The following is a 22,780-nucleotide window of genomic DNA, read 5'->3' as shown; positions in this document are numbered from 1 at the left end:
GTCTGCCGGAGTGCTCTCCCCGACGGAACGGGCACGGGGCCCGGACCCATCAAGGGTACCGGGCAGCCCAAGGTCGGCTCCCCACCCTTTTCCGCGCCCTCAACTGGAGGATCCTCCCGTTCGCCAGGGGGTACAGGATCCTCTGTTCGTACGGTGGCACCCTTCGGTCACATATTCCTAAAGTGGGGCAATGCGCACAGGCGAGCCCCTTCCGTCCCTCGGGGACGTCCTCGCTGCCCTCGCGACCGGGCTGTGGCACTGGGACACGGCCGCCGGACTGGTCACCGTAGACGCGGAGGCGGCGCGGCTGCTCGGGCTGCCGCCGGAGCCGGTCACCCTCACGGAGGCCCAGACCAGGGCCCGGCTGCACCCGGCGGACTGGAACGAGATCACCGGGGTGATCCCGCTGGCGGTCGCCGAGGGCACGCTCGCCGAGGTGCGCATCCGGATCATGGACGAGCACGGGAGGGTCCTGCGGGTCGTCCGCAGCCGCTCCAAGCCGTCCTTCGCCCCCGATCGCCAAGCCTACGAGCTGATCGGCACCCTCCAGGAGGTCACCGAACCGGCCCCGGGCACGGCGGCCGGGCGCAGCGCGGTCACCGGGGACTGGCGGCGCTCGCGGGAGGCGTTCCTGCTGGACGCGGGCCGGGCGCTGGCGGAGGCCCGGTCGACCGAGGAAGTGCTGCGGGTGGCGGGCGGCCTGTCGATGCCGGGCTTCTCCCCGGACGGGCTCGTGGTCTTCGGAGCCGAGGGCGACCGGCTGACGATCATCGGCCAGCACGGGCACGAACCCGGCGACATGAACCCCTTCTCGAACATGCCGCTGGCCACCGACTACCCGGCGGCCGAGGTCGCGCGCACCGGGCGGGCGGTCTACCTCTCCTCGCCGGCGGAGTACAAGGAGCGCTACCCGGTCACCTGGCCGCTCGCCCAGCCCTTCGGCCGCCAGTCCTGGGCCTTCCTGCCGCTGACGGTGGCCGGGCACACGATGGGCGCCTGGATGGCCGCCTTCACCCACCTGGTGGCGTTCACTCCCGACGAGCGCGCGGTCCTCACCACGGTCGCCCGGATGCTCGCCCAGGCGCTGTCCCGGGCCGGTGCCGCCGAGTCCGAGCGGGAGCTGACGGAGGGCCTCCAGCGCTCCATGCTGCCGTTGCTGGGCCCGGAGATCCCGGGGATGCGGGTGGCCGCCCGGTACATCCCGACCGGCGGCGGGCTCCAGGTCGGCGGCGACTGGTACGACATGGTCCCGCTCCCCTCCGGCCGCTTCGCGCTGGTCGTCGGGGACGTCCAGGGGCATGACGTACGGGCGGCGGGTCTCATGGGCCAGGTCCGCATCGCCCTGCGCGCCTACGCCGCCGAGGGCCACCACCCGGACGCCGTGCTCTCCCGCGTCTCCCGCTTCCTGCACGGGATCACGCACGGCGACCAGGACGACCAGCCGGCCGACCTGCGCTTCGCGACCTGTGTGTACGCGGAGGTCGATCCGGTGACCGGGCTGCTGGAGATCGCCCGCGCCGGGCACCCGGACCCGGCGATCCGGATGGCCGACGGCACGGTGATGATGCGGCCGACGGCGGGCGGACTGCCGCTGGGCATCGACCCGGACGCGGACTATCCGACGACCCGGTTCGCCCTCGAACCCGGCGAGACCCTGATGCTGTGCACCGACGGCCTGATCGAGACCGGCGGACACGACCTGGAGAGCGGCTGGCAGCGGCTGCGGGCGATCCTGGAGGACCACCGGGGAGACGACGGGGGCGGCCTGGAGTCGCTGGCCGACGCGCTGGTGCAGGGCGTGCACGGGCCGTCCTCGCACTACACCACCGGCCCCCTCGCCGACCGCCGCGAGGACGACATCGCGCTGGTGCTGCTGGGCCGGCGCCAGGAGGGCACGGCACGGCCGACGGTACGGCGCACGCTGCTGTCGGTGGCCCAGGACGAGCCGGACCGGATCGCCGGGGCCCGCCGGCATCTGCGCGAGCTGCTGCACGACTGGATCTCTCCCGAGCAGGTCGACTCGGCGGTGCTGCTGGTCTCGGAGATGGTCACCAACGTCCTCGTCCACACCGACGCCGACGCGCTGCTGCTGGCCGAGGTCACCGGCGAGGTGGGCGCGCGCCGGCTGCGGCTGGAGGTCACCGACGCGGGCGACGACCTGCCGCACAAGCGCCACCCCGGCGAACTGGCCTCCTCCGGGCGCGGCCTGATGCTGATCGAACTGCTCGCCGACGCCTGGGGCGTGAACCCGCGCGGCGAGGGCAAGAGCATCTGGTTCGAGCTCTACGAGGTCGAAGACGCGTCGGGAGGCGCCTTGGCCGCCGACGCGGAGGGTGCCGCGTAACGGACCCGCAGCTCCTGTACGACCCCGAAGGCGGCGGCGGTCAGCGGTACGGCGAGCAGCATGCCGAGGATGCCCGCGACGGAGGCGCCCGCGGTGATCGCGAGCATCACCACGGCCGGGTGCATCTGCACGGTCCGGCTCTGGATGACCGGCTGGAGCACATGCCCCTCCAGCACCTGCACGGCCAGGACGACGCCGAGCGCCCACAGCCCGATGACGAAGCCGCGGTCGGCGAGGGCGACCAGGACGGCCACCGCGCCGGAGATGAAGGCGCCGAGATAGGGGATGTAGGCACCGACGAAGACCAGCGCGCCGAGCCCGATCGCGCCGGGCACCTGGAGGATCAGCAGCCCGACCGTGATGCACAGGGCGTCGATGAGGGCGATGACGGTGGTCCCGCGCATGAAGCCCTCCACCGCCTCGAAGGCCCGTCGGGCGATCGCCTCCAGGGTGTCGGCGGTGCCGCCGGGCGCGATGGATCTCAGGGTCTCGACGGCCCGGTGGGAGTCGCGCAGGAAGAAGAAGACGAGCAGCAGGGCGAGTACGGCCATGGCGATGCTCTCGCCGACGACGCTGACCCCGCTGATCACGTTGGACGCGGCCGTCCCGCCGAACTTGCCCAGCAGCTTGCGGGAGTTGGCGGCGAGGTCGTCCAGCCCGGTACCGGCGGCCCCGAAGTGCGCGGAGACGGACTTGGCGGCCTCCCGCAGCGAGGCGATGATCTGGTTCCCGGTGTCGATGAGGGCGGCGACGACGATGTACACGGCACCGCCCACGACGGCCACGACGGCGACGCAGGTCAGGCCGGCCGCGATCGACGGCTGCACCCGGGCCTGCACCAGCCGCCGGTACAGCGGCCCGAGCAGCGCGGTCCCGAGCAGTGCGAGCAGCACCGGCGTGACGGCCGTCCGGAACTCCCCGCACAGCCGCACCGCCACCCAGCCCACCCCGGCGACGAGCAGCAGCACGACGCACCAGGCGGCAAGGCGGCGGACGGCATCGGGCAACAGCTGCACACGTCCAGCGGATCATGCACAGCGGCGGGTGTCCTGTTTTCCGCGCCGACCGAGTCGGGCGGCAGGTCAGCCCCGCGGGCCTTCGGACGTCATCCCGTGCACTGCGGGAATGGTTCCGAGCCGCCCCTTCTGGAAGTCCTCGAAGGCCTGCTGCAGCTCCTCCCGGGTGTTCATGACGAACGGGCCGTAGTGGGCCATGGGCTCACGGATCGGCCGGCCGCCGAGAAGGACGACCTCCAGGTCCGGGGTGTGGCCGTCCTGCCGCTCGTCCGCACGGACGGTCAGCGAGGACCCGGCGCCGAACACCGCGGTCTGGCCGAGGTGGACCGGCCGGCGCTCCGCACCGACGCTGCCGCGGCCCGCGAGGACGTAGGCCAGGCCGTTGAAGTCCTCGCGCCAGGGCAGCGTGACCTCCGCGCCCGGGGCGAGCGTCGCGTGGATCATCGTGATCGGCGTGTGCGTGACGCCGGGACCCTGGTGGCCGTCCAGCTCGCCCGCGATGACCCGCAGCAGCGCGCCGCCGTCGGGGGTGGTGAGCAGCTGGACGTTGCCGCCGCGGATGTCCTGGTAGCGCGGGGCCATCATCTTGTCCTTGGCGGGCAGGTTCACCCACAGCTGGAGGCCGTGGAAGAGGCCGCCGGACACGACGAGGGACTCCGGCGGAGCCTCGATGTGCAGCAGGCCCGAGCCCGCGGTCATCCACTGGGTGTCACCGTTGGTGATGGTGCCGCCACCACCGTTGCTGTCCTGGTGGTCGAAGATGCCGTCGATGATGTAGGTGACGGTCTCGAAGCCGCGGTGCGGGTGCCAGGGGGTGCCCTTGGGCTCGCCCGGCGCGTACTCCACCTCGCCCATCTGGTCCATCATGATGAACGGGTCGAGATGGCGGTAGTTGATCCCCGCGAACGCCCGGCGCACCGGGAAACCCTCCCCCTCGAAACCGCTCGGAGCGGTGCTGACGGCCAGCACCGGACGCGCGACGGCGTCGGCGGGAGCGGTCACGCGGGGCAGCGTCAACGGGTTCTCGACGGTCACTGCAGGCATGGTCGGTACCTCCTTGTGCGCCCACTTTAGTTGAGCGTTGAACTTTCTGCCACCCCACAACACAGCGAGCCCGGAGGGCATTCCCTCCGGGCTCGTCGCGTCGTGGCGCGCGTGCGGTTCAGCCGCCGCCGTACATCCGGCGCATCGCGAAGTCGACCATCTGCTCGACCGCCTTCGCGTCGAACACCATCCGGTGCTCGCCCTCCATGTCCAGGACGAATCCGTAGCCGGTCGGCAGCAGATCGATCACCTCGGCGCCGGTGATCACGAAGTACTTGGACTCCTTGCCCGCGTAGCGGCGCAGCTCCTTCAGCGAGGTGAACATCGGGATCACCGGCTGCTGGGTGTTGTGCAGGGCGAGGAAGCCGGGGGTGTCACCGCGCGGGCAGTACACCTTCGACGTGGCGAAGATCTGCTGGAAGTCCTCGGCGGACATCTGCCCGGTGGTGAAGGCACGCACCGCGTCCGCGAGCGAGGGCGGGGACGGCTCCGGGTAGAGCGGCGGCTGCTGGCCGTACCCACCGGCACCGCCCGGCTGCTGCGGCGGGGCGTACTGCTGCTGAGCGCCAGCATTCTGGTCGTAGCCGTACATGGCGCAAGCGTACCGAGGGAGGGATCCGGGCGGGTGGCGGGGAACCGGGCGGCGCGGTGGCACTGCCGGCGAGCGGGGTCGAGTAGACCCTTCTCACACTTGGACCGGTAGGGGTTGCGTCTTATTACCGACGGGTAGCATCATCGTAGCTACTTGTTGGTACGTGAATTAGGCGCGAGGAGTCAGTGCCTCGCCGATCTCTCTACGGAGCCGTCGCCATGGGGCACTACAAGCCGAATCTCCGCGACATCGAGTTCAACCTCTTCGAAGTACTGGGGCGCGACAAGGTGTACGGCACCGGCCCCTTCGAGGAGATGGACGTCGAGACCGCCAAGAGCGTCCTGGACGAGCTGACCCGCCTCTCCGAGAACGAGCTGGCCGAATCCTTCGCCGACGCCGACCGCAACCCGCCGGTCTTCGACCCGGAGACCAACACCGCGCCGGTCCCCGCGTCCTTCAAGAAGAGCTACCAGGCCTTCATGGACTCCGAGTACTGGCGGCTCGGCCTGCCCGAGGAGATCGGCGGCACCACCTCGCCGCGCTCCCTGATCTGGGCCTACGCCGAGCTGATCCTGGGCGCCAACCCGGCCGTGTGGATGTACTCCTCGGGCCCCGCGTTCGCCGGCATCCTCTTCGAGGAGGGCAACGAGGTCCAGAAGCACATCGCCTCGATCGCCGTGGAGAAGCAGTGGGGCTCCACGATGGTGCTCACCGAGCCCGACGCGGGCTCCGACGTGGGCGCCGGCCGCACCAAGGCGGTCCAGCAGGAGGACGGCTCCTGGCACATCGAGGGCGTGAAGCGCTTCATCACCTCCGGTGAGCACGACATGTCGGAGAACATCCTCCACTACGTGCTCGCGCGCCCCGAGGGCGCCGGCCCCGGCACCAAGGGCCTGTCCCTCTTCCTCGTGCCGAAGTACGAGTTCGACTTCGAGACCGGCGAGCTGGGCGAGCGCAACGGCGTCTACGCCACCAACGTCGAGCACAAGATGGGCCTGAAGGCCTCCAACACCTGCGAGATGACCTTCGGCGACCAGCACCCCGCCAAGGGCTGGCTCATCGGTGACAAGCACGAGGGCATCCGCCAGATGTTCCGCATCATCGAGTTCGCCCGCATGATGGTCGGCACGAAGGCGATCTCCACGCTCTCCACGGGCTACCTGAACGCGCTGGAGTACGCCAAGGAGCGCGTCCAGGGCCCCGACCTGGCGAACTTCATGGACAAGGCCGCGCCCAAGGTCACCGTCACCCACCACCCGGACGTGCGCCGCTCGCTGATGACGCAGAAGGCGTACGCGGAGGGCATGCGCGCCCTCGTGCTGTACACCGCCTCGGTCCAGGACGCGATCCAGGTCAAGGAGGCGAACGGCGAGGACAGCTCCGCCGAGCACGCGCTGAACGACCTGCTTCTGCCGGTCGTCAAGGGCTACGGCTCCGAGAAGGCCTACGAGCAGCTCGCCCAGTCGCTGCAGACCTTCGGCGGCTCCGGCTTCCTGCAGGAGTACCCGATCGAGCAGTACATCCGGGACTCCAAGATCGACACCCTGTACGAGGGCACCACGGCGATCCAGGGCCAGGACTTCTTCTTCCGGAAGATCGTCCGCAACCAGGGCTCCGCGCTGAACGCCCTCGCCGAGGACATCAAGAAGTTCCTGGCGCTCGGCACCGGCGGCGAGGACCTGGCCGGCGCCCGTGAGCACCTGGCCAAGGCGGCCGTGGAGCTGGAGGCGATCGTCGGCCTGATGCTGACCGACCTCGCGGCCACCGAGCAGGACACCAAGAACATCTACAAGGTGGGCCTGAACACCACCCGCCTGCTGCTGGCCTCCGGTGACGTCATCGTCGGCTACCTGCTGCTCAAGGGCGCCGCGATCGCCGCCGAGAAGCTGGCCACCGCCCCGGCGAAGGACAAGGCGTTCTACACCGGCAAGATCGCCGCGGCGAAGTTCTTCGCGGCGAACGTCCTGCCGGGCGTCACCCTGGCCCGCAAGGTCGCCGGCACCGTCGAGCTGGACCTGATGGAGCTGGACGAGGCCGCGTTCTAGTCGGCAGGTCCATCGAACGTTCACACGGGCTCGCTCCCATCCGGGGAGCGAGCCCGTTCCCGTCGTTAAGGTGAATCCCATGAGCGCACCAGCCCGCTTCGACCGCGGCCACACCGACGACCTGATGTCCTTCCTGGCGGCCGGCCCGTCGCCGTACCACGCGGTGGCCGCCACCGCGGAGCGGCTGGAGAAGGCCGGCTTCCGGCAGGTCGCGGAGACGGACGCCTGGGACGGCACCACCGGCGGCAAGTACGTGCTGCGCGGCGGCGCGATCGTGGCCTGGTACGTCCCCGAGGGCGCCGAGCCGCACACCCCGTTCCACATCGTCGGCGCGCACACCGACTCCCCGAACCTGCGGGTCAAGCCGCGGCCGGACAGCGGGGCGCACGGCTGGCGCCAGGTCGCCGTCGAGCTGTACGGCGGCCCGCTGATGAACTCCTGGCTCGACCGTGACCTGGGGCTGGCCGGCCGGCTGACCCTGCGCGACGGCTCCTCGGTCCTGGTGAACGTGGACCGCCCGCTGCTGCGCGTCCCCCAGCTGGCGATCCACCTGGACCGCTCGGTGTCCACGGAGGGCCTCAAGCTCGACAAGCAGCGGCACCTCCAGCCGGTGTGGGGTCTGGGCGACGACGTCCGCGAGGGCGACCTGATCGGCTTCCTGGAGCAGGAGGCGGGGCTCGCGGCCGGCTCGGTGGCGGGCTGGGACCTGATGGTGCACCCGGTGGAGCCGCCGGCCTACCTCGGCCGGGACCGGGAGCTGCTCGCCGGCCCGCGCATGGACAACCTGCTGTCGGTGCACGCGGCCACGGCCGCACTCGCCTCGGCGGTGACCTCCGGTGCCCCGCTCGCTCACATCCCCGTGCTGGCCGCGTTCGACCACGAGGAGAACGGCTCCCAGTCGGACACCGGCGCCGACGGCCCGCTGCTCGGCTCGGTCCTGGAGCGCTCGGTGTTCGCCCGCGGCGGCTCGTGGGAGGACCGGGCCCGCGCCTTCGCCGGCACGGTGTGCCTGTCCTCCGACACCGGCCACGCCGTCCACCCCAACTACGCCGAGCGCCACGACCCCACCCACCACCCCCGGGTCAACGGCGGCCCGATCCTCAAGGTCAACGTCAACAACCGCTACGCCACGGACGGTTCGGGCCGTGCGATCTTCGCCGCGGCCTGCGAGAAGGCGAACGTCCCCTTCCAGTCGTTCGTCTCCAACAACTCCATGCCGTGCGGCACCACGATCGGCCCGATCACCGCGGCCCGCCACGGCATCCGCACGGTCGACATCGGCGTGGCGATCCTCTCGATGCACAGCGCCCGCGAACTGTGCGGCGCCGACGACCCGTACCTGCTGGCGAACGCGCTGGTGGCGTTCCTGGAGGGCTAAAGGGGACGCGAAGCCCCGACGGATGGCTGGATCCACCTGTTCGCCATGGCGGGTCCAGCCATTCCGCATACAACCGGCTTACTAATTCAGTAAACTACTGAGTTATGGACTTCACAATTATCAAGCACGCCGTCGAGGTCGACCACGGCATCAAGCGCCTGTCCATGCACTTCATCAAGAAGCACGCCGCACCGGAGCGCGCCCGGCTGAGCGCGGAGTTGTGCGATCAGATCAGCGACGAGTTCGACCGACTGGGCCTCGTCACCCTCCCCCGGACGCTGCCGAGGTCCGAGAACGAGTTCGTCTGGGTCATGCAGCGCGACAGCGCCCTCGGCGAAGTCATGGCCGTCGCCGCAGCGCTGGCGGAGCTGGACAAGATCAAGATGAACCCGTTGCCCCAACTGTTCGAGAACTACCCTGCCGCCAAGCGCAACTTGGCGTGAGGACTAGTTGACCTCAGACAGTTGTCTACATTCGGTCTACGCCGAAGATCGAATGCACCCCAACTCGCTGGACCGCGCCACGTTGCGTCCACCATCCTTAAGTCTGCGCGCATCGGACGACTGAACTCCCGGCCGTCCGCCGTCAGTTCACGAGGAGGGCGTCATGGGAAACGAGGACATACCCATCTTTGCGGTCGGCCTCTCCGGCAAGCCGCCCCAGCGGTCGGCCGTCATCCTGGACCTGCTCGCCAGCGAGATCACCCGGGCCGTCCAGCCGTTGGCAAGCATCCTGGATGATCGATTGAGGCATTCAAAAGGGCAATTACCACACCCCAGTAGACTTGTCAAGGGTGAATGGCCCCTCGGCTTCACGGCGGGGCGGCCCCGGTGGGATCCGGCGCTAGGGCGGTCACTGTACCGACGCCTCGCCGACACCCTTCCCGACCTGCCTGGAACCATGACGGCGGTCCACCTGGGCAAGCACCACATCCACCAGGTCATTCCGCATCTCCTCGGCTGGACGAGCACCAAGCTCCTCGACGGACGGCAGACCGGGCTCGCCGTCCTTCCCACCCCCCAGGGCATCCGCTGGTTCCGGCTGACCCCGGCGGCCCCCGCGCCGGAACCTCCCTCGCCGGAACTGCTCCCCTGCACCGCGGCCGAGAGCGAGCTCCTTCTGCTCGCGCCGAAACTGGAGGCCTACGACCGCCACCGCGGCTCCGGCCTCCCCGGCGTCAACTCCTTTGCGATCTGAAGCGATTGCTCCGCAAGGGCATTACTCACTGATATCCGGCCAAACGGGGTGAGTGCATGTCACTCGCCCCGCCCGGCCATCCACCATGGAGGTCTGTCCTCATGTCCAACAGCGCTTCCTCCGCGCTGTCCCTCGACGTTTCCTGGGGCAGCGACGCCATCCGCGTGACCAATGTGGCCCGCCAACTGCCCCCCGACTCCACGGACACACACCTGCGTTCGGTGACCGAGGCGGGCCGGGCCAATCCGGGCGTCTGGCTGCCGGACGCGGCGTGGGAGGTCATAGCAAGCGCCACAACTCGCCCTGACGCGCTGGCCGTTCAGCTCCGCCCCACACCGGACGAGCCCTCAGGGCTGCTGATGGTCGAGAACGTCGAGGGCGCGACGCTGCGTTCGGTCGTCACCAGAGTCCTGCTGAGCGAGCTGTTCCCCGGTCCCCAGCCCCGTACGGGCATGGAGGTCTCGGAGGTCCCCGATCCGCAGGTGCACGGAATCACCCACGACGGCCGACCGGGCGCGATCGTGCAGTACCGCTACCAGGACCCCTCCCACCTGCGGAATCACGTGTGGCAGACCATCCACGCCACGCTGTCGCTCAACAGCTACGCGACATCGATCCTCACGCGCTCGGTGACCCGCAACCTGATCACCCACCCCGTCGAGATCGCGTTCGAGGACGGCACGGAACCGATTCACGTGCTCGTCGTACGCGACGGCATCACCCGGCTGGCCAGCGCCTGGGCGGTACTGGCCGGACATGGGGCCGATCCCGCGGAGGTGGCCGAGCTGGCCACCTCCGCACTGCTCGGCGGTTCGACGGTGTCGGCGACGGGGTCCGGTCTCGTCCGGCGGCTGGCCGCCGGACGGGCACAATGGCGGCAGACACTGCGCCAGGAGTTCGACGCCGAGATGCGCGGCGCGACGCCGGGGATCCGGGCCGCCCAGATCGCCCAGTCCTACGTCGTTCCGGCACAGATCGCCGTCGGAGTCGAGGGCCACGAGGGCCGGGTGCTGGCGCCCGAGGACATCTTCGACGACGCCGTCCGTTCCGTACTGGCGTCGGTGCACGTCGAATTCAAGCAGTGGGACGCGGCGGCCCAGAACGTCGAGGTCATCACCCGGGCCTTGAAGCGGATCATCCAGCAGGGCGACCCACGCTGGAACACGGCCGACCTCCAGGCTGTGTACGGCCTTGCCGTCGGCCGTATCCCGGTGGCCGAACTTCCGCAGGTCTTCGGAGGTGAACCGGCCGCTGAGGGGACCGCCCTGTGGCGTGCCGTCTACCTGATCAGCGCCCTGACCCAACCGGACCTCCTTGAGCTGCTCAAAGACCAGGCCAAGGCCATCAAGGGCGGCCAGCGGATGAGCATGAAGGGGTTCGGCGAGTTGCTCGGGCCTATCGTCGATCTGCCGTGGCGCGCGAAGAAGAAGCTGGTCACCAAGCAGGCGCGCAACGCGTGGAACAACGGCGGTGTGCTGTCGGCCGACGTCACCCAGGGCTGGAGTCCGGTCCCCACCGAGGACTTCACCACGCTGATCGAACCGGCGATGAACGGCGACGACGACGCCCGCCGCACCCTGGCGGTGGCCGGCGGTGTCGCGCTGATCGCCGACAAGCTCCTGACCAGGAACGTCGGCTCGTCTCTGGGGGCCAGGAAGGACAAGGGCGGAGTCCCCTTCCGATCGGACGTGAACAAGGTCATCGAAGGGCTCTCCCGGCCGGCGAACGAACTCGGCCTGTGGACCCTCGCGCTGGCCGCCAACACCTTCCGCAGCGACGACCTGCCGCGGAACTCCGTGCCCAAGCAGAGCCTCACGGGCAAGGAGTCGGCGGCGTCCGACGAACCGCCCTACATCTACTTCAAGGTCGACCTCGACGCGAAGGACCGCATCGCCGTCGACGGCGACGGCGTGCCGGTGCCGCTGTACGAGTGGGACGTCGTCGCCGCCTCGGACCCGGAGCGCATGGCGAAGCTCGCGGGGCCGGTCCCCCCCTCGCCTTCGGCTCCGCCCGCGCCGAACGACGAGACGGAGCCGGAGCAGAGCGACACCTCCGCCGACGAGACCGGCGAGACGTCCGGCGCTGCGGACTCCGGAACACCGCTGTTCCAGTTCGGCAGCGTCGGCGCAGGCTCGGGGACCGTGGACGGGGCGTCCTTGCCCGGCCCCCGGGACGAGGACCTCACGACTCCGCCCAGCCAGCGCGCCGCCGCGCACCGGAAGGCTCTCCGGCTCGGGGTCCAGGCCGCCCGGGATGCCCTGGACCATCTGCACACCCTGGAGCCGGAGGTCGGGGGGCACACCCCCATCGTCCCGATGGACCAGCTGAACGCTCTGCACGAACTCCTCGTCGGCGTCCTGACCGACGTGGAGAACCTGCGCCGCAGGATCACTCCGGAGGAGGGCGAGCCGCGGGAGGAGGAATCGCGAGCAGAGAAGGACCTGGAGGACGTGGACGCGTGATCCGGCAGGCCCCCAGGCCCTGACTCCTAGCTCTGTCCTGGCGCGGAAGGCTCGTCCATCCCCGCCAGAACCAGCGCCAGGCGGTCCGCGCCGCCCTCCGTGAGTCGGACCGGGACACCCCAGTCCTGCTGGTGGACGTGGCAGGCGGGGTATTCGTTGGCCGGGTCATCGTCGCAGGAGGCCGCCATGGCCGAGACGTGCAGGACGCCTTCTGGCACGGCGGGGTTCAGCTCCAGCTCGCGTGCGAGGTCGGTGTCCGCTCCCTCACCTTTGAGCAGCAGCTCGGGCGGGGTGGCGGAGACCAGCAGGCGGGTGGAGGGGCCGTAACGAACGTCGAGCTTCTGGCCTGCGGGGGCCTGGAAGATCACGTCGAGGCGGAGGCGGCCGGGGGTGACCTCGGTGGCCGCGCGCCGGGTGCGGTGGGCGACCGACTCCACCCGCACCGCCTCCTCCGGCAGCCGCAACCGGGTCAGCCGGTGCCGGGCCGACTCGACGACCACGATGTCCTCACCGGCGAGGACGGCGTCGCTCGGCTCGCGCAGATCGGTGGCCAGCGTCGTGACCTCGCCGGTCGCGGGGTCGTAGCGACGCAGGGCATGGTTGTAGGTGTCGGCGACCGCGACCGAACCGTCCGGCAGGGCGGTGACGCCCAGCGGGTGCTGGAGCAGGGCCTGCCCGGCGGCGCCGTCCCGGTGACCGAAGTCGAACAGGCCGGTGCCGACCGCGGTGTGGACGTGTCCGTCCAGGTCCACCCAGCGCAGCGCGGAGGTCTCGGAGTCGGCCAGCCACAGCCGCTCGGCGGTGGCCGCGAGACCGGAGGGCTGGGCGAACCAGGCCTCGGCGCCGGGGCCGTCGACCAGACCCTCGTTGGTGGTGCCCGCCGCCACCGCGACGGTCCGCATGGCCGGGTCGTACGTCCACAGCTGGTGCACGCCGGCCATGGCGATCCATACCTTGCCGCCGAACACCGCCACGTCCCACGGGGAGGAGAGGTCCACCTCGCGGGCCGGGCCCGCGGTGCGGGAACCCTGCCACCACTGTCTGCCCGTGCCGGCCACGGTGGTGACCGCGCCCGTGCCGAGGTCCAGGCGGCGCAGGGCGTGGTTGACGGTGTCCGCGACCACCACCGTGCCGTCGTCCAGCAGCGCGAGGCCCTGCGGCTCGTTGAAGGACGCCTCCCCGGGGCCGCCGTCGAAGAAGCCTCGCGCGCCGGAGCCGATGCGCCGTACGACGCTCTCGCCGTCCTCCGCCAGCTCCACCAGCTGATGCCGGGTGGTGTCGGTCACCAGCACGTTCCCCGACGGCAGCAACAGTGCCTTGCCCGGGAAGCGCAGGGTCGTCGGCTCCGGCTCCGGCGGCACGTAGGGGCCGTCGCCGCGGCGCAGGGTGCCCTTCGCCTCGTGCTCGGCCTCCAGCTCCTCGACCAGCCGCTCGATCGCGTGCGCATGGCCCTCGCCCGCGTGCTGGGCGACGACGTACCCCTCGGGGTCGATCACGACGAGCGTCGGCCAGGCGCGCACCGCGTACTGCTTCCACGTGGCCAGCTCCGGGTCGTCCAGCACCGGGTGCTCCACGCCGTAACGCTCCACCGCGTCCACGACCGCCTGGTGCTCCGCTTCGTGCACGAACTTCGGGGAGTGCACGCCGATGACCACCACCGTGTCCCGGTGCTTCTCCTCCAGCTCGCGCAGCTCGTCCAGGACGTGCAGGCAGTTGATGCAGCAAAAGGTCCAGAAATCGAGGATCAACGTGCGACCTCGGAAGTCGGCGAGCTTCAGGTCCTTCCCGCCGGTGTTGAGCCAGCCGCCCTTGCCAATCAGTTCGGGGGCGCGGACACGGACGCGTCGGGGTGCGGAGTCGGTCATGGATCCAAGAGTGCCACCCGCCTCCGACCACCACTCCGGCACCTGTGGACAAGCGCTTGCTGTGGACAACCGGTTCAGGCTCTTCAGTCCTGGCGGACCACGTCCGTGCCGGGGCCGCCGGAGAGCGCGTCCCGGCCGGCACCGCCGTACAGCCTGTCGTTCCCGCTGTTGCCGTACGGCCGGTCGTCGCCGCTGTTGCCGTACAGGACGTCGTCGCCCTTGCCGCCCTGCACGATGTTGTCGCCGCCGCTCGCGTAGACCGTGTCGTTGGCGGAAGTTCACCTGCGGAACGCCCTGTCACCCGGTCGAGTCGGGCGCCCGGTCAGGACAGGGCGTGACCGGTGGTCGCGTCCACGTGGTCCGGCACCTCCTCGTGCCGGTCACCGACCGACAGGGTGCCGCTGGGTTCGAGGACGAGGATCTCGGTGGGCACGCGCGCGTACGGCTTGTGCTCGGTCCCGCGCGGGACGGTGAACACCGAGCCCTTGGGCAGGACGACCGTGCGCTCTCCGGACGGCTCGCGCAGACCGATGTGCAGTTCGCCGTCGAGGACCAGGAAGAACTCGTCGGTGTGGTCATGGACGTGCCAGAGGTGTTCGCCCTCCACCTTGGCCACGCGCACGTCGTAGTCGTTGACGGTGGTGACGATGCGGGGGCTCCACCGCTCGGTGAAGGAGGCGAGGGCCTGGTCGAGAGAGATCGGTTCCATGGCTTCATCGTGCGGGTGGCCGGGGACGTCGCACGAGTGCTAGGAATCGCATATGCCGCAAGGATCCTCTCACCGGCGCCCGCATCGTGTGGCCGTGATCGTCGACGCCGGCACGAACCCCTTCGAGGTGGGCGTCGCCACCGAGCTGTTCGGACTGCCCCGGCCCGAACTGGGCCTGCTGGAGCCGCTGTACGCGGTGACGCTGTGCGCGTCCGGCTCCGGGGCGCGGATGAACCACGGCTTCTTCACCCTGACCGGCGTGCCCGGCCTGGAGGCGGTGGACGAGGCCGACACGCTCGTCGTGCCGGGACGCCCCGACAACGTCGTACCGCGCGGTGCCGACGTCCTGGACGCCATCCGGCGCACGCACGCGCGTGGGGCGCGCGTCGTCAGTTTCTGCACGGGCACCTTCGCCCTCGCCGAGGCCGGACTGCTCGACGGGCGGCGGGCCACCACCCACTGGATGTGGGCGGACACCTTCCGGGACCTGCATCCCCGAGTGCTGCTGGAGCCGGACGTCCTCTTCGTGGACGAGGGCGACCTCCTCACCGCCGCCGGCAGTGCGGCCGCGCTCGACCTCGGGCTGCACATCTGGCGCCGCGACCACGGCGCCGAACTCGCCAACGCCGTCTCCCGGCGCCTCGTCTTCGCCGCCCACCGGGACGGCGGCCAGCGGCAGTTCGTGGAGCGTCCGTTGCCCGACGTGCCCGACGAGTCGCTCGGCCCGCTGCTGGCCTGGGCACAGGAACGGCTGGGCGAGCCGCTGACGGTGGCGGACCTCGCCGCGCGCGCGGCCGTCAGCCCGGCCACGCTGCACCGCCGCTTCCGCGCCCAGCTGGGGACGACCCCGCTGGCCTGGCTGACCGGGGAGCGGGTGGCGCTGGCCTGCCGGCTGATCGAGCGGGGCGAGGAGCGCCTTGACGTCGTCGCGGCCCGCAGCGGCCTGGGTACGGCGGCCAACCTGCGGGCCCGGCTGCGCCGCGAGACGGGGCTGAGCCCGTCGGCCTACCGACGGCGTTTCGGGGCGGCGCCCAGGGAAGGGGTACGGACATGAGATTCCTCGTACGCGACCGGATCCTCGGCATCGGTGACGACTACTGGATCGAGGACGAGCACGGCCGGAAGGTGTTCCTCGTCGACGGCAAGGCGATGCGGCTGCGGGACACCTTCGAGCTGAAGGACGCCCATGGACGCGTCCTGATCGACATCCACCAGAAGATGTTCGCCCTGCGCGACACGATGGTGATCGAGCGGGACGGCGAGGGCCTGGCCCGGATCAGGCGCAAGCGGCTGTCCCTGCTGCGCAACCACTACCGGGTCACCCTGGCGGACGGCACGGAACTGGACGTCAGCGGAAAGGTCCTGGACCGCGAGTTCGTCGTCGAGTACGAGGGCGAACTCCTCGCGGTGATCTCCCGCCGCTGGCTGCACCTGCGGGAGACCTACGGCGTCGACGTCGTACGGGAGGACTCGGACCCGGCACTGCTGATCGCGGTGTCGGTGTGCGTGATCCACCTGGCGGAGAAGGAGCGGGCGGAGGACTAGGGCAGGGCCGGGACCTGTCCGACGGCGGACCGGCGCCGGGCTAGCGCCGGTTCCGCGGTGGCTCCAGGCCGAGCACCCGGTCCTTCAGGGCCGGGAACTGCTCGCGGGTGGCCGCCACCTTCGCCGGGTCGAAGTCGACCGTGAGGATCTCCTCGTCCGGGCCCGCCTCGGCGAGCACCTCGCCCCACGGATCCACCACGATCGAGTGACCCGCCTGCGGAACTCCCGCATGGGTCCCGGCCGTTCCACATGCGAGCACGAACGCCTGGTTCTCCACCGCCCGCGCCTGAGCCAGCAGCGTCCAGTGCGCGCGTCGCCGCTCGGGCCAGCCCGCCGGGAGCACGAGGGTCTCGGCGCCGGCGTCGACGAGTGAGCGGAAGAGTTCGGGGAAGCGGAGGTCGTAGCAGGTGGCCACGCCCAGCGTGGTCTCGGGCAGCCGGACCGTCACCAGCTCCTGCCCCGCGCCCATCAGCACGGCCTCGCCCTTGTCGAAGCCGAAGCGGTGGATCTTGCGGTAGGCGGCTGCCAGCTCACCGGAGGGGGAGAAGATGAGAGAGGTGTTGTAGACGGGTCCTTCGGGGTCCCGTTCCGGGATCGACCCCGCGTGCAGCCACACGCCCGCGTCGCTCGCGGCCTTGGCCATCGTCTCGTACGTCGGCCCTTCGAGCGGCTCGGCCGCACGGCCGAACTCCTCGTAGGCGAAGGCGCCGGTGGTCCACAGCTCGGGCAGGACCACGAGGTCGGCCCCGGCCTGTTGCCGGACCAGCGCGGCCGCCCGTTGCCGCCGGGAGTCGACCGATTCGTCCTCGTTCACGGCGATCTGGATCAGCGAGGCGCGCACACTACCACCGTCCTGGCATTCGAGTCGTCCACACAGGCCTACGATCGTCACACGAAAGCACTGCCGGGTTGCCTGGAGGCAGCGTAACTTAGCGTTTCAGACACCCGCCGCCGTGCCGCCGCCGCCCGCTGGCAACGCCGCCACCACCTGCCCGTGTACCGACCGCCGAGGGGTCCCGTTCCGTGAGTCTGCATCCCACCCTCCAGCCCTACGCCGACGCCTGGACGCACTCCATCGAAGCGATATCCGAGCTGGTGCAGCAGCTCGGTGAGGGCGAGTGGAACCGGCGGACCCCCTGCCCCGGCTGGTCGGTCCGGGACATCGTGTCGCACGTCATCGGCATGGACTGCGAGATACTCGGCGACCCGCGTCCCATCCACTCCCTGCCCCGCGACCTCTTCCACGTCACCACCGAGCACCAGCGGTACATGGAGATGCAGGTCGACGTCCGCCGCCATCACACGGCGCCGGAGATGACGGCCGAGCTGGAGTACACGGTCATCCGCCGCAACCGCCAGCTGCGGGGCGAGTCCCGCGACCCCGGCACCACGCTGCGCGGCCCGCTCGGCACGGAGATCACCATGGAACGGGCCTATCGCAACCGGGCGTTCGACGTGTGGGTGCACGAGCAGGATCTGCGCGCGGCCCTCGGCCACCCCGGAAACCTGGACTCGCCGGGCGCGTACGTGGCCCGGGACGTCCTGCTGGAAGCACTCCCCAAGGTCGTCGCGAAGGACGCGGCCGCGCCGCGCAGCTCGGCGATCGTCTTCGACGTGCACGGCCCGGTCGAGTTCCTGCGCACGATCCGCGTCGACATCCAGGGCCGAGGCACCCTGGAAACAGCCCCGGCCCTCGGCCCCGCCGCCACCCTCACCCTCGACTGGGAAACCTACGTCCGCCTGGCCTGCGGCCGCGTGGCCCCCGAGGCGGTCACCGACCGGGTGAAGACCGAGGGCGACCCGGACCTGACGACGGCGATCCTGCAGAACTTCACGGTGACGCCGTAGCGACGGCGCGGCTGCTGGTCGGCCGGTTTCTCGGCGGACCGGAAACGGGGGGTGGACCGGTGGGAGGGCGCGGCTAGGCCGCGGGCACGTGCACCGTCTCCACCCTGCTGGCGACCAGCCGCTCACGCTCACGCCGAGCCGCCCGCCCCCGCAACCGCAGTATCTGGCTGACACCCAGCGCCTGCAGCACGAACACCGCGGAGAACGCCACGCCGTAGTCGTCACCCGTGGCATCCAGCAGCACGCCGACAGCGAACAGCGTCGTCATCGAGGCGATGAACCCACCCATGTTGGTGATCCCCGACGCCGTCCCCTGCCGCTCGGGCGGATTGGCCGGCCGGGCGAAGTCGAAGCCGAGCATCGACGCCGGCCCGCACGCCCCGAGCACCGCGCACAGCACCACCAGCAGCCACATCGGCGCACGCGCACCCGGATACGCCAGCGTCCCCGCCCACAGCAGCGCCGTCACCCCCACCGTCCCCAGCGCCAGCGGCAACCGCGCCGCATGGTGCCGGGCGACGATCTGGCCGTAGACGAGCCCGATCGCCATGTTGGACAGCACCACCAGCGTGAGCAGCTCACCGGCCGTGGCCCGGCTGAGCCCCTGCGCCTCGACCAGGAAGGGCATGCCCCACAGCAGCAGGAACACCATGGCCGGGAACTGGGTGGTGAAGTGCACCCACATCCCGAGCCGCGTTCCCGGCTCCCGCCAGGCCGCCGCGATCTGCCGGCGGACATAGGCCGCGCCCTGATGCGGTGACGGCTCCGGCTCGTACCCCTCGGGGTGGTCCTTCAGGAACAGCAGCGTCAGCACGAGCACCACGACTCCCGCGAACGCGCTGCCCGCGAACGCCGGGGTCCAGCCGATGCCGTGCAGCAGCTGGGCGATGACCAGGGTGGAGACCAGGTTGCCCGCCATGCCGACCAGCCCCGCGAGCTGTGCGACCAGTGGCCCGCGCCGGGCGGGGAACCAGCGGCTGCCGAGCCGCAGCACGCTGATGAAGGTCATCGCGTCCCCGCAGCCCAGCAGGGCGCGGGAGGCGAGGGCGGTGCCGTACGACGGGGAGAAGGCGAAGCCGAGCTGCCCGGCCGTGAACAGCACGGCGCCGATGCTCAGCACCTTCTTGGTACCGAGCCGGTCGACCAGCAGGCCGACGGGTATCTGCATGCCGGCGTAGACCAGCAGCTGGAGTATGGAGAACGTGGACAGCGCGGAGGCGTTGACGTGGAAGCGGTCGGCCGCGTCCAGGCCTGCGACGCCCAGTGACGTACGGAAGATGACGGCGACGAAGTAGACGGCGACGCCTATGGACCACACGGTGACGGCGCGTCGGCCGCCCGGCGGGTCACCCGGGAGGGTGGCCTTGGGAGTCATGACGCTCATCGCACCTCACCTCGCGCGAGGTGCGAGAACCAACTCACGTGCCGGTGCACGATCCCGACGGCCGCGCCCGCGTCCCCGGCCCGCAGCGCGTCCAGGATCTCCTCGTGCTCGGCGAGCGTCTTGGCGATCCGGTCCGGGTGCGAATGCATGACGGCGACGCCCATCCGCAGCTGGCGGTCGCGCAGTTGGTCGTAGAGCCGGGACAGGATCTCGTTGCCGCCGCTGCGCACGATCTCGGCGTGGAAGGCGCGGTCGGTCACCGCGGCAGCGGCGAGATCGCCTGCGGCGGCCTGCGTCTTCTGCCGCTCCAGCAGCTCGGTCAGCCGCTCCAGCAGCCCCGGCGGGGCGGGTACGGCCTTGCGCGCCGCGTGCTCCTCTACCAGCAGCCGGGTCTCCACGACGTCGGCGATCTCCTGCGCGGAGACGGGCAGCACGAGGGCGCCCTTCTTCGGGTAGAGCCGGATCAGCCCCTCGACCTCCAGCCGCAGCAGCGCCTCGCGCACGGGGGTGCGCGAGACCCCGACGGCCTCGGCCAGCTCGCCCTCGGTGAGCAGCGTCCCGCCCTCGTAACGGCGGTCCAGTACGCCCTGTTTGACATGGGTGTAGACACGGTCGGCGGCAGGTGGCTGCTTCATCGACTGGTTCATCGGCTGGGTGGGCTGCGGGACGGCCGTTTTCATGGCCACATGATAGATACAACACGTACGCATGTAGCGGCCACGTCCACCATACGGACGTGACGGAAATCCCCGGCAGCAACCGCACAACCTTCTGTGCTACTTACGTGTCACACATGTGCGGCCCCCTGCTCTCGCCACCTCAATCCGGCCGCACTCCAGGGGCATTCAAGACAATCGGGGTACTTCACTTTGATTACCGGCATTCACGGCACCCGCAGGACGCGTATCCGCAGAACCGCCGCCGTCGCCGTCACCTCCGGCGCGCTGCTCGCGGGCGGCGCCCTCACCGCGGTGCCCGCGCAGGCCGTCACGACGCCCTCGATCGTGGCCAAGGGCGGCTACTTGATGAACAGCGCGACCGGCGCGACGCTGTACAACAAGAAGATGGACACGCCGCTGTCCACCGGCTCGACCACCAAGGTCATGACCGCCAAGGTCGTGCTCGCGCAGTCGAACCTCAACCTCAGCAAAAAGGTGACGATCCAGAAGGCGTACAGCGACTACGTCGTCAAGTACAACGCCTCCCAGGCGCACCTGATCGTCGGCGACAAGGTCACCGTCGGCCAGCTGTTGTACGGCCTGATGCTGCCGTCCGGCTGCGACGCCGCCTACGCCCTCGCCGACACGTACGGCTCCGGCTCCTCCCGCGACGCGCGCGTGAAGAACTTCATCGGCAAGATGAACAGCGCCGCCAAGAGCCTCGGCCTGAAGAACACGCACTTCGACTCGTTCGACGGCATCGGCCAGGGCAACAACTACTCGACGCCGCGCGACCTGACGAAGATCGCCAGCAGCGCGATGAAGAACTCCACGTTCCGCACGATCGTGAAGACCAAGTCGTACACCGCCAAGACGGTCACCAAGTCGGGCGGCACCCGCACGATGGGCACGTGGACCAACACCAACGGTCTGCTCAGCAGCTACAGCGGCACCATCGGCGTGAAGACCGGCTCCGGCCCGGAGGCCAAGTACTGCCTGGTCTTCGCCGCGACCCGGAAGGGCAAGACGGTCATCGGCACCGTCCTCGCCTCCTCGTCCATCCCCCAGCGCGAGTCGGACGCGAAGAAGCTCCTCTCCTACGGCTTCACCAAGCTCGGCTGACGCCTGCTCAGGCAGCCACGGGCCCGTCGCGGAAAGCGGCGGGCCCGTCGTCGTTCCCGGACCCGGACCCGGGCGGCGGGTTCCCTCGCAATGGAGTGCATGGTGCTAGTGTTATTAGCACCACGCTGCTGCGTCTGGACAAGACCGACACCCGCCCCCTGCACGAGCAGGTCGCGGCGGCGATCCGGCGGGCCGTCGCCGAGGGCGAATGCCGCGCCGGCGACCGGCTGCCCTCCGCCCGCGACCTTTCCGAGGCCCTGGACATCAACGTCAACACCGTCCTGCGCGGCCTGCGCGAACTGCGGGACGAGGGCCTGCTGGAGTTCCGCCGGGGCCGCGGGATCACCGTCGCCCAGGGGGCCACCCAGCACTCCGGACTGCAGATCAGGGTGCGGGAGCTGGTCGCGGAGGCATCCCGGCTCGGCTACAGCCGCACCGACCTCATCGACATGATCCGGGGGATCTCTTGATGGACGAGGACACAACGGACAAGGACACAACGGAGCGGGCCGGGGAAGACGGGGGCGCCCCGACGTCCGGCGGCGGGCGGTCCGCGCGCTGGGGGAGCGCGGGATACGTCGTGGCCGTCGCCGCGCTGCTCACGTGCCTGCCCTGGGCCGCGCACGACCGGCTCCCGGACCGGCTGGCCACCCACTGGAGCGGCGGCGACGCCCCCGACAGCTCGATGCCGCTGTGGGCGGCAGCCCTGTTCCCGGCCGGGCTCTGGCTGCTCATCGCCCTCGGGGTGTCCGTGCGCCGACGCCGCTCCGCCATACGCCCCTGGCGGGCGATCACACTGGTACCCACAGGTGTGATCCTCGTCGGCGCGCAGGCGTCCGTCGTCCGGGCCAACCTCGACCGCGCGGACTGGCATCAGGCCCGTCAACCCGTCTGGGGCATCCTGCTGATCCTGGCCCTGGCGGCGATCGCGGGCGTCGCGGCCTGGCGCATGACCGTCCCCACCGGCTCCGCCACGCCCACCACCACGCTTCCCGAGCTGGACCTGCCCGAGGGCGAGCGGCTGGTGTGGTTCTCCCAGGCGACCAACCCCTGGCTGCAACTGCTGTCGGCGGCAGCCGTCCTGATCGCCGCCGCGACACTGCTGGCCCTGGCCGTCGGCCTGGCCAGCCCCGCCGCACTGTGGCCGGTGTGCGCGGTCTGCGCCGTCACCGGCCTCGCCTGCGCCGCCTTCTCCTCGGTCCGGGCGAAGGTGTCGGAAGCGGGCCTGGAAGTGGCGTTCGGCCCGCTCGGCTGGCCCGCCCGCCACTGGTCCCCGGCCGCCATCGAGTCCGCCCGTGCCGAGCGGCGCCGGCCGTCCCAGGTCGGCGGCTGGGGTTTCCGCCTCAGCGGCCTCGGTACGACGGTCATGCTCCGCGCCGGCGACTGCCTGGTCGTCCGCGCCCGGGGCCGCCGTACGGACTTCGCGGTCAGCGTGGACGACGCCGAGCGCGGCGCGGCCCTGCTGAACGCACTCCGACGGCGGGCCTGAGCCCGCATGGACCCCCAGGGGGGAAGGCCGCCCGGAAGCGGCGGACGGCCCCGCGGCGCCCTGGCACACGGCCGCTCCGCT

General features: G+C 70.7%; 21 protein-coding genes and 1 pseudogene. 12 read left to right on the top strand and 10 right to left on the bottom strand.

All coding sequences use genetic code 11. The annotated features are described in order from the left end of the window. Positions 1-190: 190 nt before the first annotated feature. On the top strand, positions 191-2,344 hold the full coding sequence (locus tag ADK64_RS20600; protein WP_053661080.1) for a SpoIIE family protein phosphatase: 2,154 nt from the start codon (positions 191-193) through the stop codon (positions 2,342-2,344). Here the strand turns inward: ADK64_RS20600 and ADK64_RS20595 are convergent. The 3 genes from ADK64_RS20595 to ADK64_RS20585 all read right to left on the bottom strand — a co-directional run bounded on the left by ADK64_RS20595 (position 2,284) and on the right by ADK64_RS20585 (position 4,996). Next, positions 2,284-3,360: an AI-2E family transporter gene (locus ADK64_RS20595; RefSeq protein ID WP_053661078.1), complete on the bottom strand. Its 1,077-nt coding sequence runs from the start codon at positions 3,358-3,360 to the stop codon at positions 2,284-2,286. The genes ADK64_RS20600 and ADK64_RS20595 overlap by 61 nt on opposite strands. Positions 3,361-3,426: 66 nt before the next feature. Next, positions 3,427-4,404, bottom strand: coding sequence for a pirin family protein (locus tag ADK64_RS20590; RefSeq protein WP_053661076.1), 978 nt, complete (start codon positions 4,402-4,404; stop codon positions 3,427-3,429). A gap of 118 nt (positions 4,405-4,522) precedes the next feature. Continuing rightward, on the bottom strand, positions 4,523-4,996 hold the full coding sequence (locus tag ADK64_RS20585; RefSeq protein WP_053661074.1) for an SseB family protein: 474 nt from the start codon (positions 4,994-4,996) through the stop codon (positions 4,523-4,525). Positions 4,997-5,214: 218 nt separating this feature from the next. On the opposite strand from ADK64_RS20585, the gene ADK64_RS20580 reads away from it, so the two are divergent. The 5 genes from ADK64_RS20580 (at position 5,215) to ADK64_RS20560 (ending at position 12,078) form a co-directional block, all read left to right on the top strand. After that, positions 5,215-7,041, top strand: coding sequence for an acyl-CoA dehydrogenase (locus ADK64_RS20580; protein WP_053661072.1), 1,827 nt, complete (start codon positions 5,215-5,217; stop codon positions 7,039-7,041). A gap of 79 nt (positions 7,042-7,120) precedes the next feature. Further along, the gene (locus ADK64_RS20575) at positions 7,121-8,419 is read left to right on the top strand and encodes a M18 family aminopeptidase (protein WP_053661070.1); all 1,299 of its coding nucleotides are present in this window, start codon (positions 7,121-7,123) and stop codon (positions 8,417-8,419) included. A gap of 104 nt (positions 8,420-8,523) precedes the next feature. Continuing rightward, on the top strand, positions 8,524-8,862 hold the full coding sequence (locus ADK64_RS20570) for a hypothetical protein (RefSeq protein WP_053661068.1): 339 nt from the start codon (positions 8,524-8,526) through the stop codon (positions 8,860-8,862). A 163-nt stretch (positions 8,863-9,025) separates the two neighbouring features. Further along, a complete protein-coding gene (locus tag ADK64_RS46030) occupies positions 9,026-9,616 on the top strand; it encodes a hypothetical protein (protein ID WP_159046304.1) in 591 nt (196 codons plus the stop codon). A gap of 101 nt (positions 9,617-9,717) precedes the next feature. Further along, positions 9,718-12,078, top strand: a complete 2,361-nt coding sequence (locus ADK64_RS20560; protein ID WP_053661064.1) for a hypothetical protein — start codon at positions 9,718-9,720, stop codon at positions 12,076-12,078. 26 nt (positions 12,079-12,104) lie between these two features. On the opposite strand, the gene ADK64_RS20555 is transcribed toward ADK64_RS20560, so the two are convergent. From ADK64_RS20555 to ADK64_RS20550, 4 genes and pseudogenes are all read right to left on the bottom strand, one after another. Continuing rightward, positions 12,105-13,943 carry an NHL domain-containing thioredoxin family protein gene (locus tag ADK64_RS20555; protein ID WP_053661062.1) on the bottom strand — a complete coding sequence of 613 codons (1,839 nt, stop codon included), beginning with the start codon at positions 13,941-13,943 and terminating at the stop codon, positions 12,105-12,107. Between the two features lie 83 nt (positions 13,944-14,026). Further along, positions 14,027-14,149, bottom strand: coding sequence for a hypothetical protein (locus tag ADK64_RS43210; protein ID WP_324614427.1), 123 nt, complete (start codon positions 14,147-14,149; stop codon positions 14,027-14,029). Next, positions 14,135-14,206, bottom strand: a pseudogene (locus ADK64_RS48695) (hypothetical protein); the annotation flags it as partial. The pseudogene ADK64_RS48695 and the gene ADK64_RS43210, both read right to left, overlap by 15 nt. Before the next feature lie 59 nt (positions 14,207-14,265). Beyond that, a complete protein-coding gene (locus ADK64_RS20550) occupies positions 14,266-14,652 on the bottom strand; it encodes a cupin domain-containing protein (protein WP_053661060.1) in 387 nt (128 codons plus the stop codon). A gap of 52 nt (positions 14,653-14,704) precedes the next feature. Between ADK64_RS20550 and ADK64_RS20545 the strand changes: the two genes are divergently transcribed. Together ADK64_RS20545 and ADK64_RS20540 are read left to right on the top strand one after the other, a co-directional pair. Further along, a complete protein-coding gene (locus tag ADK64_RS20545; RefSeq protein WP_053661058.1) occupies positions 14,705-15,706 on the top strand; it encodes a helix-turn-helix domain-containing protein in 1,002 nt (333 codons plus the stop codon). Then, positions 15,703-16,197: an LURP-one-related/scramblase family protein gene (locus tag ADK64_RS20540; RefSeq protein ID WP_053661056.1), complete on the top strand. Its 495-nt coding sequence runs from the start codon at positions 15,703-15,705 to the stop codon at positions 16,195-16,197. Before ADK64_RS20545 ends, ADK64_RS20540 begins: the two co-directional genes overlap by 4 nt. A 40-nt stretch (positions 16,198-16,237) precedes the next feature. Here the strand turns inward: ADK64_RS20540 and ADK64_RS20535 are convergent, their stop codons facing one another. Then, positions 16,238-17,038, bottom strand: coding sequence for a carbon-nitrogen family hydrolase (locus tag ADK64_RS20535; RefSeq protein WP_053661054.1), 801 nt, complete (start codon positions 17,036-17,038; stop codon positions 16,238-16,240). 182 nt (positions 17,039-17,220) lie between these two features. Between ADK64_RS20535 and ADK64_RS20530 the strand changes: the two genes are divergently transcribed. Continuing rightward, the gene (locus tag ADK64_RS20530; protein ID WP_053661052.1) at positions 17,221-18,045 is read left to right on the top strand and encodes a maleylpyruvate isomerase family mycothiol-dependent enzyme; all 825 of its coding nucleotides are present in this window, start codon (positions 17,221-17,223) and stop codon (positions 18,043-18,045) included. Between the two features lie 73 nt (positions 18,046-18,118). On the opposite strand, the gene ADK64_RS20525 is transcribed toward ADK64_RS20530, so the two are convergent. Together ADK64_RS20525 and ADK64_RS20520 are read right to left on the bottom strand one after the other, a co-directional pair. Next, positions 18,119-19,420 (bottom strand): MFS transporter, encoded by a 1,302-nt coding sequence (locus tag ADK64_RS20525; protein ID WP_107093031.1) that lies wholly within the window; start codon positions 19,418-19,420, stop codon positions 18,119-18,121. Positions 19,421-19,425: 5 nt separating this feature from the next. Then, a complete protein-coding gene (locus ADK64_RS20520; protein WP_053661048.1) occupies positions 19,426-20,076 on the bottom strand; it encodes a GntR family transcriptional regulator in 651 nt (216 codons plus the stop codon). Positions 20,077-20,298: 222 nt separating this feature from the next. Between ADK64_RS20520 and ADK64_RS20515 the strand changes: the two genes are divergently transcribed. The 3 genes from ADK64_RS20515 to ADK64_RS20505 all read left to right on the top strand — a co-directional run bounded on the left by ADK64_RS20515 (position 20,299) and on the right by ADK64_RS20505 (position 22,699). Continuing rightward, positions 20,299-21,210: a D-alanyl-D-alanine carboxypeptidase family protein gene (locus tag ADK64_RS20515; RefSeq protein WP_053661045.1), complete on the top strand. Its 912-nt coding sequence runs from the start codon at positions 20,299-20,301 to the stop codon at positions 21,208-21,210. A 95-nt stretch (positions 21,211-21,305) separates the two neighbouring features. Then, positions 21,306-21,680: a GntR family transcriptional regulator gene (locus ADK64_RS20510; protein ID WP_234384650.1), complete on the top strand. Its 375-nt coding sequence runs from the start codon at positions 21,306-21,308 to the stop codon at positions 21,678-21,680. Beyond that, the gene (locus ADK64_RS20505) at positions 21,680-22,699 is read left to right on the top strand and encodes a DUF1648 domain-containing protein (protein ID WP_234384649.1); all 1,020 of its coding nucleotides are present in this window, start codon (positions 21,680-21,682) and stop codon (positions 22,697-22,699) included. Before ADK64_RS20510 ends, ADK64_RS20505 begins: the two co-directional genes overlap by 1 nt. The last annotated feature ends 81 nt before the right edge of the window (positions 22,700-22,780 follow it).

This window comes from Streptomyces sp. MMG1121 (genome assembly GCF_001280015.1).
Classification (GTDB): domain Bacteria; phylum Actinomycetota; class Actinomycetes; order Streptomycetales; family Streptomycetaceae; genus Streptomyces.
This window is presented reverse-complemented; position numbering and strand designations above follow the sequence as displayed.

Bases quoted from the DNA above. Each gene is read 5' to 3' on its own strand.
- ADK64_RS20560 (WP_053661064.1), top strand. From the start codon at position 9,718: ATGTCCAACAGCGCTTCCTCCGCGCTGTCCCTCGACGTTTCCTGGGGC.
- ADK64_RS20590 (WP_053661076.1), bottom strand. From the start codon at position 4,404: ATGCCTGCAGTGACCGTCGAGAACCCGTTGACGCTGCCCCGCGTGACC.
- ADK64_RS46030 (WP_159046304.1), top strand. From the start codon at position 9,026: ATGGGAAACGAGGACATACCCATCTTTGCGGTCGGCCTCTCCGGCAAG.
- ADK64_RS20580 (WP_053661072.1), top strand. From the start codon at position 5,215: ATGGGGCACTACAAGCCGAATCTCCGCGACATCGAGTTCAACCTCTTC.
- ADK64_RS20505 (WP_234384649.1), top strand. From the start codon at position 21,680: ATGGACGAGGACACAACGGACAAGGACACAACGGAGCGGGCCGGGGAA.
- ADK64_RS20570 (WP_053661068.1), top strand. From the start codon at position 8,524: ATGGACTTCACAATTATCAAGCACGCCGTCGAGGTCGACCACGGCATC.
- ADK64_RS20555 (WP_053661062.1), bottom strand. From the start codon at position 13,943: ATGACCGACTCCGCACCCCGACGCGTCCGTGTCCGCGCCCCCGAACTG.
- ADK64_RS20525 (WP_107093031.1), bottom strand. From the start codon at position 19,420: ATGACTCCCAAGGCCACCCTCCCGGGTGACCCGCCGGGCGGCCGACGC.
- ADK64_RS20545 (WP_053661058.1), top strand. From the start codon at position 14,705: ATGCCGCAAGGATCCTCTCACCGGCGCCCGCATCGTGTGGCCGTGATC.
- ADK64_RS20585 (WP_053661074.1), bottom strand. From the start codon at position 4,996: ATGTACGGCTACGACCAGAATGCTGGCGCTCAGCAGCAGTACGCCCCG.
- ADK64_RS20550 (WP_053661060.1), bottom strand. From the start codon at position 14,652: ATGGAACCGATCTCTCTCGACCAGGCCCTCGCCTCCTTCACCGAGCGG.
- ADK64_RS20540 (WP_053661056.1), top strand. From the start codon at position 15,703: ATGAGATTCCTCGTACGCGACCGGATCCTCGGCATCGGTGACGACTAC.
- ADK64_RS20575 (WP_053661070.1), top strand. From the start codon at position 7,121: ATGAGCGCACCAGCCCGCTTCGACCGCGGCCACACCGACGACCTGATG.
- ADK64_RS20600 (WP_053661080.1), top strand. From the start codon at position 191: ATGCGCACAGGCGAGCCCCTTCCGTCCCTCGGGGACGTCCTCGCTGCC.
- ADK64_RS20520 (WP_053661048.1), bottom strand. From the start codon at position 20,076: ATGAACCAGTCGATGAAGCAGCCACCTGCCGCCGACCGTGTCTACACC.